Raw genomic sequence first — 13236 nt, 5'->3', positions numbered from 1 at the left:
TTCGTTTGTTCCGGCGTAACAAAACAAACAGGCCGTCTGAAAGTTTCAGACGGCCTTACGCTTGCATTTGCCGCTTGTTTTTAACTACGCGGGCAGGCAGTTTTTCATCACAATCGAATCCACCGGCAGCGTTTCGCCGTCCACTTTCTGCTGCTCGTGGCGCACCAGAAAACCGTTGTCTTCTTTATAAAAATCGCTTTGATACTGGTTGCCGATGGTCCAGGTGTAAGTGCCGTTGCCGAATGCGGTCAGATCTTCGTTGCTGTATTCCCCGCTGTAGGGCAGCGTCAGCGTTTGGCCGTCAACGCGCACTTCGGCGGTGGGTTCGTCGGTTTCGCGGTAATAGCGCGCATCCAGCGTTTTGCCCTCGTCGCATTGGTAAGACTGCCAAGCCGCGTCTTTGGCCGTGCCCAAATTGCCGCCCAAGGGAATATCGGCGGGTGCCGATGCCGTTTCGGCCGCCGGCGCTTGTGCCGGTGCGGACGCAGGCGCGGGCGCGGCACTCGCCGCCGAAGCCCCGGGAGCCTGCGCGGCTTCTTCGGGCTTACAGGCAGACAATGCCAGCAATGCCGCAACCGTTAAAGATAATGTGCGAAATTTCATGGTAATGTTCCAAAAAATACCAACAGCCGCTAGTGTAAAAGAAACCGTCGGAATTTTCACCCCGGCCGGCGCAATTATTTTTCATGCCGGGCAGGATAAGGCCGTCTGAAAAGATGGTGCGGCCGGCCAAATCTGCGCGGCGGTTTCCACAATCTCTTGCTATAATCGCCCATTACACGCCGTTTCAGATAAATAAACAAAGGCCACGCCATGAGCCAAACCCCATTACTCGACACCATCGACCTGCCGCAGGATTTACGCCGGCTCGACACCAAGCAGTTGCCGCAACTGGCCGCCGAACTGCGCGCTTTTCTGTTGGAATCGGTAGGCAAAACCGGCGGCCATTTCGCCAGCAACCTCGGCGCGGTGGAGCTGACCGTGGCGCTGCATTATGTGTACCACACTCCCGAAGACCATCTGGTGTGGGACGTGGGCCACCAAAGCTATCCGCACAAAATCCTCACCGGCCGCAAAAACCGCATGGACACCATGCGCAAATACGGCGGGCTGGCGGGCTTTCCCAAACGCGGCGAATCGGCATACGACGCTTTCGGCGTGGGGCACTCTTCCACCTCTATCGGTGCGGCGCTGGGCATGGCGGTGGCCGACAAACTGGCTGGAAAAACCAGCCGCAGCGTGGCGGTAATCGGCGACGGCGCAATGACCGCCGGCCAAGCCTTCGAAGCCCTGAACTGCGCGGGCGATATGGATATCGACCTGTTGGTGATTCTGAACGACAACGAAATGTCGATTTCGCCCAATGTCGGCGCGCTGCCCAAATATCTGGCGCGCAACGTGGTGCGCGATATGCACGGCCTGCTCTCCACCATCAAGGCGCAATCGACCAAAGTGCTCGACAAACTGCCCGGCGCGCTCGAAATCGCCCAAAAAGTCGAGCACAAAATCAAAGCCATCGCAGGCGAAGCCGAACACGCCAAGCAGTCGCTGTCGCTGTTTGAAAACTTCGGTTTCCACTACACCGGCCCCGTCGACGGCCACGATGTCGAACAGCTGGTTCACGTTTTGAAAGAGCTGCGCGGCAAAAAAGGCCCGCAAATCCTGCACGTGATCACCAAAAAAGGCCAGGGCTACAAACTCGCCGAAAACGACCCCGTGAAATACCACGCCGTTTCCACTTTGGCGCAGGAAAGCGGCAAAGAAGCCGAAAAATTCCCGCCCAAACCCGCCGCCAAACCCACCTACACGCAGATTTTCGGCCGCTGGCTGTGCGACCAGGCCGCCGCCGACCCGCGCCTGATCGCCATCACACCCGCCATGCGCGAAGGCAGCGGGCTGGTGGAATACGAACAGAAATTCCCCGACCGCTATTTCGACGTAGGCATCGCCGAGCAGCACGCCGTAACCTTTGCCGGCGGCTTGGCCTGCGAAGGCGCCAAGCCCGTGGTGGCGATTTATTCCACCTTTCTGCAACGCGCCTACGACCAACTTATCCACGACGTCGCCCTGCAAAACCTGCCCGTTTTGTTTGCCATCGACCGTGCCGGCATCGTCGGCGCCGACGGCCCCACCCATGCCGGCCTGTATGATTTGAGCTTTCTGCGCTGTATTCCCAACATGGTGGTGGCCGCCCCCAGCGACGAAAACGAATGCCGCCTGCTGCTTTCCACCTGCTATCGGTTAGACGCGCCCTCGGCCGTTCGCTATCCGCGCGGTTCGGGCTGCGGCGCCGCCGTTTCAGACGGCCTCGAAACCGTGCCCGTGGGTAAAGGCGTGGTGAAACGCGAAGGCAGCCGCACCGCCGTTTTCGCTTTCGGCAGCATGGTGCAGCCAGCTCTGGCCGCCGCCGAAACGCTGGACGCCACCGTGGCCGATATGCGTTTTGTGAAGCCGATAGACGAAGAACTGATTGTGCGGCTGGCGCAAACCCACGATTATCTGGTTACCGCCGAAGAAAACGCCGAACAGGGAGGTGCGGGCAGCGCGGTGCTGGAAGTGCTGGCCAAACACAATATCTGCAAACCCGTGCTGCTGTTGGGCGTGGCCGACACCGTTACCGAACACGGCGACCCGCAGCAACTGCTCGACGATTTGGGCCTGAGCGCGGCGGCGTTGGCCGAACGCATCCGCAGCCGTTTCGGGTTGGCGGAATAATTTGATTTTCCGTTATACCCGGGCCAAGCCCGGGTATAACGCAAGTGTTCATCTCAGGCCGAAACCTTTTCAAAACTATCTGAAAGGCCTAACACCGTCATTCTCCCGCAGCGGACTTGCAAAGCTAATGGCGATAATTGGATGTTTCAGACGGCCTCAACAACTTAATAACAGCTTCAGGCCGTCTGAAAACACCTGCCCAACATCATTCGCTTTTTTATGATATTTTTTTGACTTTCCCAACAATCCCTGTCCGTAACCCTCCCATCCCTCAACCCGCCATGCACACCCCCGCCTACATCGGGCGTTTCGCCCCCAGCCCCACCGGCCTGCTGCACATCGGCTCGCTGCTCACCGCCGTGGCTTCTTACGCCGACGCCAAAGCACACGGCGGCCGCTGGCTGGTGCGTATGGAAGACCTCGACCCGCCGCGCGAAATGGCCGGCGCGGCAAGCCATATCCTGCGCACGCTCGAAGCCTTCGGTTTCGAGTGGGACGGCGAAGTCGTGTACCAAAGCCGCCGCCACGCGCTTTACCGCGAAGCCTTAGGCCGTCTGAAAGCGGCGGGGCTGGTGTATCCCTGCTATTGCAGCCGCAAAGAATGGCAGGCCGCCGCCATCATGGGCGCCGACGGCTTTGTGTATAACGGCAAATGCGGCCGGGCGGATTACAGGCCGTCTGAACAAGATTTGGCGAAACAGCCGGCCTGGCGGCTGCGCGTGGCCGACGAAACCATAGGCTTCAACGACGCCGTGGTCGGCCGCTACGCCCAAAACCTCGCCCGCGACATCGGCGACTTTGTGCTGCTGCGCGCCGACGGCTTCTGGGCCTATCAACTGGCCGTGGTGGCCGACGATGCCGAACAAGGCATCACCCACGTTGTGCGCGGGCAGGATTTGCTGGTTTCCACCCCGCGCCAGATTTGGCTGCAACGCTGTCTGGGGTTCGCCACCCCGCACTACGCCCATCTGCCGCTCTTGGTTAACCGCCACGGCCAGAAATGGTCGAAACAAACCCTGGCTCCCGCGCTCGACCCCACGCAGCGTGTACCCCTGCTGCGGCAGGTGATGGGCTATCTGAACCTGCCCCCCGCCCCCGAAACCGACAGGCCGTCCGAATTATTGGCTTGGGCGGTGAAACATTGGGATATGGCGAAAGTGGGCAAGGCGGCGGTGTGTACGGAAGAGGGGTATAGTTAAACCGCTTAAGCAACAGCTCCGCCGTACCCGGGCTTGACCCGGGCATCCCAAATTTCTGGAACTCAAGATACTCGATTCAAGCCCGAGTATGACGCATATACTTTTTCTGAAGTTGGTTGGCCATAGCGGCTTGTCTGTTTACCGCATCAAAACCAAAGGCCGTCTGAAAACAATCTTTCAGACGGCCTTTGCCATGTTGGAAAAGCGCCAACGTCAAACCACGATGTTCACCAAACGGCCGGGCACGACGATGATTTTTTTCGCCGCTTTGCCTTCCATAAACTTCACCGCGCCTTCGGTGGCCAGCGCAGCGGCTTCGATATCGCCCTTCGACGCATCGGCGGCAACGGTGATTTTGCCGCGCAGCTTGCCGTTCACCTGCACCATGATTTCGATTTCCGATTTGACCAGCGCGGCTTCGTCAACTGCGGGCCAGCCTGCCGCCCATAAGGTTTCAGACGGCTTCAGTTCGCTCCACAGGGCTTCGCAGATGTGCGGCACAATCGGCCACAGCAGGCGCACGGCGGCTTCGAGCACTTCCTGCGCCACGGCACGGCCTTGTTCGCCCGAGGTGTCGGTTTTATCGAATTGGTTGAGCAGTTCCATCACGGCGGCGATGGCGGTGTTGAACTGCTGGCGGCGGTCGTAGTCGTCGCTCACTTTGGCGATGGTGCTGTGCAGCTTGTGGCGCAGGTCTTTCAGCTCTTTGCCCAACGCGTCTTGGCTGCCGCCGAACGCCGCGGTTGTGCCGCCGCTGTTTTTAAACTCATAAACGGTGCGCCACAGGCGGCGCAGGAAGCGGTGCGCGCCTTCCACGCCGGCGTCGCTCCATTCGAGCGATTGTTCGGGCGGGCTGGCGAACATCATAAACAGGCGGGCGGTGTCGGCGCCGTAGGCATCGATGATTTGCTGCGGATCGACGCCGTTGTTTTTCGATTTCGACATTTTTTCCACGCCGCCGATGGTAACGGGCAGGCCGTCGGCGCGCAAAACGGCGGCCACGGGGCGGCCTTTTTCGTCGGTTTGCACGTCCACTTCGGCGGGGTTGAACCATTGTTTTTTGCCGCCTTCCGGCTCGCGGTAATAGGTGGCCTGCAACACCATGCCCTGCGTGAGCAGGCTTTGGAACGGCTCTTTCACGTTCACAATGCCTTCTTCGTGCATCAGCTTGGTGAAGAAGCGGGCGTACAGCAGGTGCAGAATGGCGTGTTCGATGCCGCCGATGTATTGGTCGGCCTGCTGCCAGTAGGCCTGCGCTTCGGGCGCCACCATGCCGTCTGAAAATTTGGGCGACATATAGCGGAACTGATACCAGCTCGATTCCATAAAGGTATCCATGGTGTCGGTTTCGCGCTTGGCGGGTTTGCCGCAGCAGGGGCAGACGGTTTGGTAAAACTCGGGCATTTTCGCCAGCGGCGAGCCGGAGCCGTCGGGCACGACGTTTTCGGGCAGTACCACGGGCAAATCCTGTTCGGGCACGGGCACGTCGCCGCAGCTTTCGCAGTGGATAATCGGAATCGGGCAGCCCCAGTATCGTTGGCGCGATACGCCCCAGTCGCGCAGGCGGTATTGTGTTTTCGGCTCGCCTGCTTTCAGGCTTTGCAGTTTTGCGCCGATTTTGTCGAAGGCCGTCTGAAAGTCCAGCCCGTCGAATTCGCCGCTGTTCACCAAGCGGGTGTTTTCTTTGCTGCCGTACCATTCCTGCCATTCGCGCGAATCGAAGCTTTGGCCGTCTTGCTCGATTACCTGTTTAACCGGCAGGCCGTATTTGTTAGCAAACTCGAAATCGCGCTCGTCGTGCGCGGGCACGGCCATCACCGCGCCGTCTCCGTAACCCCACAGTACATAGTTGGCCACCCACACTTCCAAACGCCCGCCGTTGAGCGGGTTCACCACATAACGGCCGGTGGGCATGCCTTTTTTCTCCATCGTCGCCATATCGGCTTCGGCCACGCTGCCGGCCTTGCATTCGGCGATAAAGGCTTGCAGTTCGGGGCTGTTTTCCGCAGCTGCTGCGGCCAGCGGGTGCTCGGCGGCCACGGCTACATAAGTGGCGCCCATCAGCGTGTCGGGGCGGGTGGTGTACACCTGCAAAAACTCGGCATAATCACCGCTCAAACCGGCTTTGCTGTCGTCGGCCACGGCAAAGCGCACCTGCATACCGCGCGATTTGCCGATCCAGTTGCGCTGCATGGTTTTTACCTGCTCCGGCCAGTCCAAACCTTCCAAATCGTTCAGGAGTTGCTCGGCGTAATCGGTAATTTTGAAGTAATACATCGGGATTTCGCGCTTTTCCACCAACGCGCCGGAACGCCAGCCGCGCCCGTCAATCACTTGCTCGTTGGCCAATACGGTTTGGTCGACCGGATCCCAGTTGACCGTGCCGTTTTTGCGGTAAATCACGCCTTTTTGGAACAGCTTGGTGAAGAACAATTGCTCCCAGCGGTAGTATTCGGGGGTGCAGGTGGCGAATTCGCGTTCCCAGTCGATGGCGAAACCGAGGCTCTTGAGCTGGTTGCGCATATAGGCGATGTTTTCATACGTCCATTTGGCGGGGGCGACTTTGCGGTCGATGGCGGCGTTTTCGGCGGGCATACCGAAGGCGTCCCAGCCCATGGGCTGCAACACGTTGAAACCGTTTAACAGTTTGAAGCGGCTGCGCACGTCGCCGATGGTGTAGTTGCGCACGTGCCCCATGTGCAGCTTGCCGCTGGGATAGGGGAACATGGAGAGGCAGTAGTATTTGGGTTTGGAAGTGTCTTCGGCCACGTTGAAAATACGGGCTTCGGCCCACTTGGCTTGCGCCGCCGGCTCGACGGCAGACGGTTGGTAGTGTTCTTGCATGATGATGGCTTTGATGTTGCGTTTGAAGAGAATATAGTGAATCCACTTACTCCGTTACGGCGTTGCTGCGCCTTGCCGTACTACCTGTACTGTCTGCGGCTTGCGGCCTTGTGCCGAAGTAATTGAATTCACCATAAAGATAAGGCGGAATTATAACAGCTTGGCTGTGAAACTTTGCGGAAATGTATGAAGGCCGTCTGAAAACCGGACGGGGCTTTTTTCAGACGGCCTTTGTGTGCAAAAACCAAATTATCGCAAACGCTCGTAATGCACAAACGCATAGCCCGTGCCGTTTGCCGCCGTATGTGCTTCACAGCTTGTTTCCCGCCACCGGCTGCGGTCGATTTTGGGAAAAAAAGCATCGCCTTCCACATTCAACCCGACTTCGGTAATCCGCAAATCGGTAGCAGTCGGCAGTGCTTCGGTGTAAATCTGTGCCCCGCCCATAATGATGATTTCGGCATCTCCGGCACAAGCCGCCAGCGCGGCCGGCAAATCAGGCATAACTTCCGCCCCCTCTGCCGGATAATCCGCCCGACGGCTGACCACGATATTGCGGCGGCCCGGCAGCGGCTTTTTCGGCAGCGATTCCCATGTTTTACGGCCCATAATCACAGGCTTGCCGATGGTATAGGCTCGGAAAAAAGCAAAATCTTCAGGCAAATGCCACGGCATGGTGTTATTGATGCCGATGCAGCCGTTTTCTGCACAAGCGGCAATTAGAGTGATTTTTTGCATACGCTGCTTTCATATTCAACGGTTTGCGGCAAGCGGCCAACAAACAACAATCCTGCTCACCTGCTCTCGATAAAGTTTCAGACGGCCTTTAGGTTTTTCAGGCCGTCTGAAATCATACTGCGCCCATACCCGCATCAATCGAAAATGTCGCGGACTTTATCGAAAAACGATTTCTGACGGGGAGTTTGCGAACGCTCCATGCCGGTAGAGATTTTTTCAAACTCTTCCAACAATTCTTTCTGGCGCTCGGTTAAGTTAACCGGCGTTTCCACCACCACGTGGCAATACAAATCCCCCACCGCGCTGGAACGCAACGATTTGATGCCTTTGCCTTTTACGCGCATCCGGCGGCCGGTTTGGGTTTCTTTGGGAATACTCAGCTTCACCTTGCCGTCGAGCGTCGGCACCTCCACCTCGCCGCCCAGTGCGGCAATGGCAAAGCTGATCGGCATTTCGCAATGCAGATCCAAATCGTTGCGCTCGAATGTTTTGTGTTCTTTAACGTGCACCACAACATACAAATCACCGCTCGGCGCGCCGTGCATACCCGGCTCGCCCTCCCCGCTCAGGCGGATGCGCTGGCCGTTGTCGATGCCCGCCGGAATATTCACTTCAACGGTTTTGCTGGTTTTCACCCGGCCCTCGCCGCGGCATTTCACACACGGATCTTTGATTTCTTTGCCCGTGCCGTGGCAGGTGGGGCAAGTTTGCTGCATTTGAAAAATGGCCTGGCGAACATGAATGGTGCCGCTGCCGTGGCAGGTGGAACAGGTGCTGGCCGATGTACCGGGCTTCGCTCCGCTGCCGTGGCACACATCGCATTCTTCATAAGTCGGAATGGTAATGCGCTTTTTAATGCCTTTGGCCGCTTCTTCCAACGTGATTTCTACCGCATATTGCAAATCGGCACCTTGGTAGTTCTGTTGGCGGCCGCCACCGGCACCGCCTCCGAACATCTGGCTGAAAATATCCCCGAAGTCAAAACCTTGCGCGCCTCCAAAGCCGCCGAAACCACCGAAGCCGCCGCCACCCATGTTCGGATCGACTCCGGCATGGCCGAATTGGTCATAAGACGCCCGTTTTTGCTTGTCCGACAAAATATCATAGGCTTTCTGCACTTCTTTGAATTTTTCTTCCGCCTCCGTATCGCCCTGATTGCGGTCGGGGTGATATTTCATAGCAAGTTTACGGTAGGCTTTTTTAATTTCGTCGTCGCTTGCGCTGCGGGCTACGCCCAAAATTTCATAAAAATCTTTATTGCTCATGATAAATATTCGGTAATGGTATGAAAATTGGCTTTTAAAATAAGGGCAGAAAATCGAAACTCAAGAGAGTGGCCGATATTTCGGCAATGGGCAAATAAAAAGCACAGCCTGAAGCTGTGCTTTGCCGGATTTGCAGGCAAATCCTTATTTGTTTTTTTGCGAACGGAGGTAATCCAATGTTTTGAGTTGTGCAATCGCGGCGGCCAATGCTGCTTGTGCCTTGGCCAGCGATTCATCATCCTGAGCTTGGGAAATACGCGCCTCGGCGGCTTTTTTCGCCTCTTCGGCACGCGCCTGATCCATCTCTTCGCTGCGCACGGCCACGTCGGCCAATACGGTCAGCTTGTCGGGCTGTACTTCCAACAGGCCGCCTGAAACAGCTACCAGCAATTCCTCAGACTCCCCCGGCACGGTCAAACGCAAAGCACCGGGGCGGACCAAACTCATAATCGGCTCATGTCGCGGATAAATACCAAGTTCACCTGTCAGGGTCGGCACCACAACAAAACTGGCCTCGCCTGAAAAGATATGCTCCTCGTTACTTACCACTTCAACTTGCATGATATTCATGCCGACCTCCTTAGTTTAAGCCTTTCGCTTTCTCTACGGCTTCTTCGATACCGCCAACCATATAGAAAGCCTGCTCGGGCAAGTGGTCGTATTCACCGCTCAAAATAGCCTTAAAGCCGGCAATGGTGTCACGCAGAGAAACATATTTGCCCGGAGAACCGGTGAATACTTCGGCTACGTGGAAGGGCTGCGACAGGAAGCGCTGGATTTTACGTGCGCGCATCACAGTCAGCTTGTCTTCGTCAGACAACTCGTCCATGCCCAGAATGGCGATGATGTCGCGCAATTCTTTGTATTTTTGCAAGGTTGACTGTACGCCGCGGGCCACATCATAGTGCTCCTGACCCAAAACCATCGGGTCAAGTTGGCGAGAAGTAGAGTCCAGCGGATCTACCGCAGGGTAAATACCCAAAGAAGCAATATCGCGGCTCAATACCACGGTTGCATCCAAGTGGGCGAAAGTGGTTGCCGGAGACGGGTCGGTCAAGTCGTCGGCAGGTACATATACGGCTTGGATGGAAGTAATCGAACCGGTTTGCGTAGAAGTAATACGCTCTTGCAAACGGCCCATTTCTTCAGCCAACGTCGGTTGGTAACCCACCGCCGAAGGCATACGGCCCAACAGCGCTGATACTTCGGTACCGGCCAAAGTGTAACGGTAAATGTTGTCCACGAAGAACAATACGTCGCGGCCTTTGCCGTTTTCGTCTTTCTCGTCGCGGAAGAATTCGGCCATGGTCAAACCGGTCAGGGCTACGCGCAAGCGGTTGCCCGGAGGTTCGTTCATCTGGCCGTAAACCATAGCCACTTTATCCAATACGTTGGAATCTTTCATCTCATGGTAGAAGTCGTTACCTTCGCGGGTACGCTCACCTACGCCGGCAAACACAGACAAACCGCTGTGCGCTTTGGCGATGTTATTGATCAATTCCATCATATTTACGGTTTTACCCACACCCGCACCGCCGAACAGACCTACTTTACCGCCTTTGGCAAACGGACACAGCAAGTCGATCACTTTGATGCCGGTTTCAAGCAATTCGGTCGCGCTTGAAAGCTCGTCGAATTTAGGGGCTTCTTGGTGAATGGCGCGTTTTTCAACCGCACCCACAGGGCCTGCTTCGTCAACCGGATTGCCGAGCACGTCCATAATACGGCCCAATGTGGCTTTGCCCACGGGCACGGTAATCGGCGAGCCGGTATTGGTTACGGCCATACCGCGTTTGAGGCCGTCTGAACTGCCCATTGCAATGGTACGTACCACACCGTCGCCCAGAAGTTGCTGAACTTCCAAAGTCAAATCGGCATCGACCAATTTAAGGGCATCGTAAACGTGCGGGATAGCTTCGCGGGGAAATTCCACATCGACTACCGCACCGATAATTTGTACGATTTTGCCTTGGCTCATTATCGTATCCTATTTTAAATGCGCGACACCACAGCCTTAAACGGCCGCAGCGCCTGCAACAATTTCTGACAACTCTGTGGTAATCGCAGCTTGGCGCGATTTGTTATACACCAAGCGCAACTCTTTAATGGCATTACCGGCGTTATCGGTGGCGGCTTTCATTGCCACCATACGCGCAGCTTGTTCTGATGCCATATTGTCGCTCAACGCTTGATAAACCACAGACTCCAAATAGCGGCGAACCAAATACTCCAAAACAGCAACCGGGCTGGGTTCGTAACGGTAATCCCAGTTAAAATCGCTGCTTTCGCTGACACTTTCGATTGTGTTTTGGCCGATGGGCAACAAAGTCTCGATGCGTGGTTCTTGGCGCATGGTATTCACGAAACCTGAATACACCAAATGAACTGCATCAAGCTGCTTTTTGCCGTAGCGCTGGAAAATCTCGGTTAACGCACCCAGCAGTTTTTCCATACGGGGCGTATCCCCCAAATTGGTTACACTGGCAATCACATTCAAACCGATACGCTGGCAAGCCGCCAAACCTTTACTGCCCAAGCAAACCACATCCACTTCGATGCCCTGCTGTTGGTACTCTTGAACTTGCGCCAAAAACTTCTTCAAAACGTTGGCGTTCAAACCGCCACACAAACCTTTATCGGTGGTAATCAGAATGAAACCCGCCCGTTTTACTTCTTTATGGGGCTCCAAGAACCTGATGCCGTGATCCGCATGAGTTTGCGCCAAATGGCTCATCACCAAACGCACTTTTTCAGCGTACGGACGCGCCAAGCGCATCCGTTCTTGAGTCTTCCGCATTTTAGAGGTTGACACCATCTGCATCGCTTTAGTGATCTTTTGGGTATTTTGAACACTGCGGATTTTGGTGAGAATCTCTTTTCCTACTGCCATTTCAGACTCCTTTCATCTTTCTTTTAGAATGCTTACGCGTAGCTGTAAGAAGATTTAAAGGATTTCATCGCCTGAGCCAGCACTTGCTCATTTTCATCAGACATTGCGCCTGAAGCATTAATGGCATCTAAAACGGCGGGATGCTGGGTTCTCACATAGCTCAGGAAGTCTGCTTCGAAAGCCAATGCTTTGGGAACAGGAACATCCGAATATGAGCCGTTGTTAATCGCCCACAGAGTCAAAGCCATTTCAGCAGTGTTAAGCGTGCTGAATTGTTTTTGTTTCATTAATTCAGTAACCACTTCACCGTGTTGCAGCTGTTTGCGGGTTGCCTCATCCAAATCGGAAGCAAACTGCGAGAATGCCGCCAATTCGCGATACTGAGCCAATGCCAAACGGATACCGCCGCCCAATTTCTTAATCACTTTGGTCTGCGCCGCACCGCCTACGCGCGATACGGAAATACCGGCGTTGATCGCAGGACGGATGCCTGAGTTAAACAAATCAGTTTCCAAGAAAATCTGGCCGTCTGTGATGGAAATAACGTTGGTCGGCACGAATGCAGATACGTCGCCCGCCTGGGTTTCGATAATCGGCAGTGCAGTCAACGAACCGGTTTTGCCTTTTACTTCACCATTGGTCAGACGCTCAACCTCATCCGCGTTGATACGTGCTGCACGCTCCAACAAACGGCTATGCAGGTAGAACACATCGCCGGGGTAGGCTTCGCGGCCGGGAGGGCGGCGCAACAGCAGGGAAATCTGACGATAAGCAACGGCCTGCTTAGACAAATCGTCGTACACAATCAGTGCATCTTCGCCGCGATCGCGGAAGAACTCGCCCATCGTGCAGCCGGCATACGGTGCAATAAATTGCAGAGCGGCAGCTTCAGATGCAGTTGCGGCAACAACAATTGTGTGCTCCATTGCGCCATGCTCTTCCAATTTGCGTACTACGTTGGCAATAGAAGATGCTTTTTGACCGACAGCAACATAAATACAAATAACACCGGTACCTTTTTGGTTAACAATGGCATCCAATGCAACGGCTGTTTTGCCGGTTTGGCGGTCGCCAATAATCAGCTCACGCTGACCACGGCCGATAGGTACCATTGAATCGATAGATTTCAAACCGGTTTGCATGGGTTGGTCTACCGATTGGCGTGCAATCACGCCCGGTGCAATTTTCTCAATCGGGGCGGTTAAAGTCGTGTTAATCGGGCCTTTACCGTCGATGGGTTGACCCAGCGCATTCACAACACGGCCTACCAGTTCTCGACCGATGGGCACTTCCAAAATACGGCCGGTACATTTAACTTCATCGCCTTCTTTAATATGCTCGTATTCACCCAACACCACGGCACCGACGGAGTCGCGCTCCAGGTTCATTGCCAGGCCGAAAGTGTTGCCGGGGAACTCAAGCATTTCACCTTGCATAACGTCTGACAAGCCGTGAATACGAACAATACCGTCGGTTACGGAAATAACGGTACCGCGGGTGCGGATCTCTGCGTTTACCGACAGATTTTCGATTTTGGCTTTAATCAAATCGCTAATTTCAGCAGGATTAAGCTGCATGAAAACTC

At 55.5% G+C, this 13236-nt stretch carries 10 protein-coding genes; 2 read left to right on the top strand and 8 right to left on the bottom strand.

The genetic code is table 11. The features are described 5' to 3' along the window. Window positions 1-84 precede the first annotated feature (84 nt). Entirely contained in the window at window positions 85-603 is a 519-nt protein-coding gene (locus tag NQ012_RS05890) for an MliC family protein (RefSeq protein WP_257066683.1), read from the bottom strand. Between the two features lie 210 nt (window positions 604-813). On the opposite strand from NQ012_RS05890, the gene dxs reads away from it, so the two are divergent. Continuing rightward, the gene (dxs, locus tag NQ012_RS05885; RefSeq protein WP_257066682.1) at window positions 814-2715 is read left to right on the top strand and encodes a 1-deoxy-D-xylulose-5-phosphate synthase; all 1902 of its coding nucleotides are present in this window, start codon (window positions 814-816) and stop codon (window positions 2713-2715) included. 281 nt (window positions 2716-2996) lie between these two features. After that, window positions 2997-3914, top strand: a complete 918-nt coding sequence (gluQRS, locus tag NQ012_RS05880) for a tRNA glutamyl-Q(34) synthetase GluQRS (RefSeq protein ID WP_257066681.1) — start codon at window positions 2997-2999, stop codon at window positions 3912-3914. Window positions 3915-4127: 213 nt separating this feature from the next. Here the strand turns inward: gluQRS and leuS are convergent, their stop codons facing one another. The 7 genes from leuS to atpA all read right to left on the bottom strand — a co-directional run bounded on the left by leuS (window position 4128) and on the right by atpA (window position 13228). Next, on the bottom strand, window positions 4128-6758 hold the full coding sequence (gene leuS, locus NQ012_RS05875) for a leucine--tRNA ligase (protein ID WP_257066680.1): 2631 nt from the start codon (window positions 6756-6758) through the stop codon (window positions 4128-4130). Between the two features lie 249 nt (window positions 6759-7007). After that, entirely contained in the window at window positions 7008-7496 is a 489-nt protein-coding gene (locus NQ012_RS05870; protein ID WP_257066679.1) for a dihydrofolate reductase, read from the bottom strand. A 134-nt stretch (window positions 7497-7630) separates the two neighbouring features. Next, the gene (gene dnaJ / locus NQ012_RS05865) at window positions 7631-8761 is read right to left on the bottom strand and encodes a molecular chaperone DnaJ (protein WP_257066678.1); all 1131 of its coding nucleotides are present in this window, start codon (window positions 8759-8761) and stop codon (window positions 7631-7633) included. Window positions 8762-8905: 144 nt separating this feature from the next. Continuing rightward, the gene (locus NQ012_RS05860) at window positions 8906-9331 is read right to left on the bottom strand and encodes a F0F1 ATP synthase subunit epsilon (protein ID WP_257066677.1); all 426 of its coding nucleotides are present in this window, start codon (window positions 9329-9331) and stop codon (window positions 8906-8908) included. Window positions 9332-9341: 10 nt separating this feature from the next. After that, window positions 9342-10739, bottom strand: coding sequence for a F0F1 ATP synthase subunit beta (gene atpD / locus NQ012_RS05855; RefSeq protein ID WP_257066676.1), 1398 nt, complete (start codon window positions 10737-10739; stop codon window positions 9342-9344). 36 nt (window positions 10740-10775) lie between these two features. Continuing rightward, window positions 10776-11651 (bottom strand): F0F1 ATP synthase subunit gamma, encoded by an 876-nt coding sequence (atpG, locus tag NQ012_RS05850; protein ID WP_085365848.1) that lies wholly within the window; start codon window positions 11649-11651, stop codon window positions 10776-10778. Between the two features lie 32 nt (window positions 11652-11683). Further along, on the bottom strand, window positions 11684-13228 hold the full coding sequence (gene atpA / locus NQ012_RS05845) for a F0F1 ATP synthase subunit alpha (protein WP_257066675.1): 1545 nt from the start codon (window positions 13226-13228) through the stop codon (window positions 11684-11686). Between the last annotated feature and the right edge of the window lie 8 nt (window positions 13229-13236).

The sequence above is a fragment of the Neisseria dentiae genome, assembly GCF_024580525.1.
In the GTDB taxonomy this organism is placed as follows: domain Bacteria; phylum Pseudomonadota; class Gammaproteobacteria; order Burkholderiales; family Neisseriaceae; genus Neisseria; species Neisseria dentiae_A.
The sequence above is the reverse complement of the archived record's forward strand: the minus strand, read 5'-3'. Positions and strand labels throughout refer to the sequence as shown.

Coding starts and splice junctions, on each gene's coding strand:
- atpG (WP_085365848.1), bottom strand. CDS start 11,651: ATGGCAGTAGGAAAAGAGATTCTCACCAAAATCCGCAGTGTTCAAAAT.
- atpA (WP_257066675.1), bottom strand. CDS start 13,228: ATGCAGCTTAATCCTGCTGAAATTAGCGATTTGATTAAAGCCAAAATC.
- leuS (WP_257066680.1), bottom strand. CDS start 6,758: ATGCAAGAACACTACCAACCGTCTGCCGTCGAGCCGGCGGCGCAAGCC.
- atpD (WP_257066676.1), bottom strand. CDS start 10,739: ATGAGCCAAGGCAAAATCGTACAAATTATCGGTGCGGTAGTCGATGTG.
- dnaJ (WP_257066678.1), bottom strand. CDS start 8,761: ATGAGCAATAAAGATTTTTATGAAATTTTGGGCGTAGCCCGCAGCGCA.
- gluQRS (WP_257066681.1), top strand. CDS start 2,997: ATGCACACCCCCGCCTACATCGGGCGTTTCGCCCCCAGCCCCACCGGC.
- NQ012_RS05860 (WP_257066677.1), bottom strand. CDS start 9,331: ATGAATATCATGCAAGTTGAAGTGGTAAGTAACGAGGAGCATATCTTT.
- dxs (WP_257066682.1), top strand. CDS start 814: ATGAGCCAAACCCCATTACTCGACACCATCGACCTGCCGCAGGATTTA.
- NQ012_RS05890 (WP_257066683.1), bottom strand. CDS start 603: ATGAAATTTCGCACATTATCTTTAACGGTTGCGGCATTGCTGGCATTG.
- NQ012_RS05870 (WP_257066679.1), bottom strand. CDS start 7,496: ATGCAAAAAATCACTCTAATTGCCGCTTGTGCAGAAAACGGCTGCATC.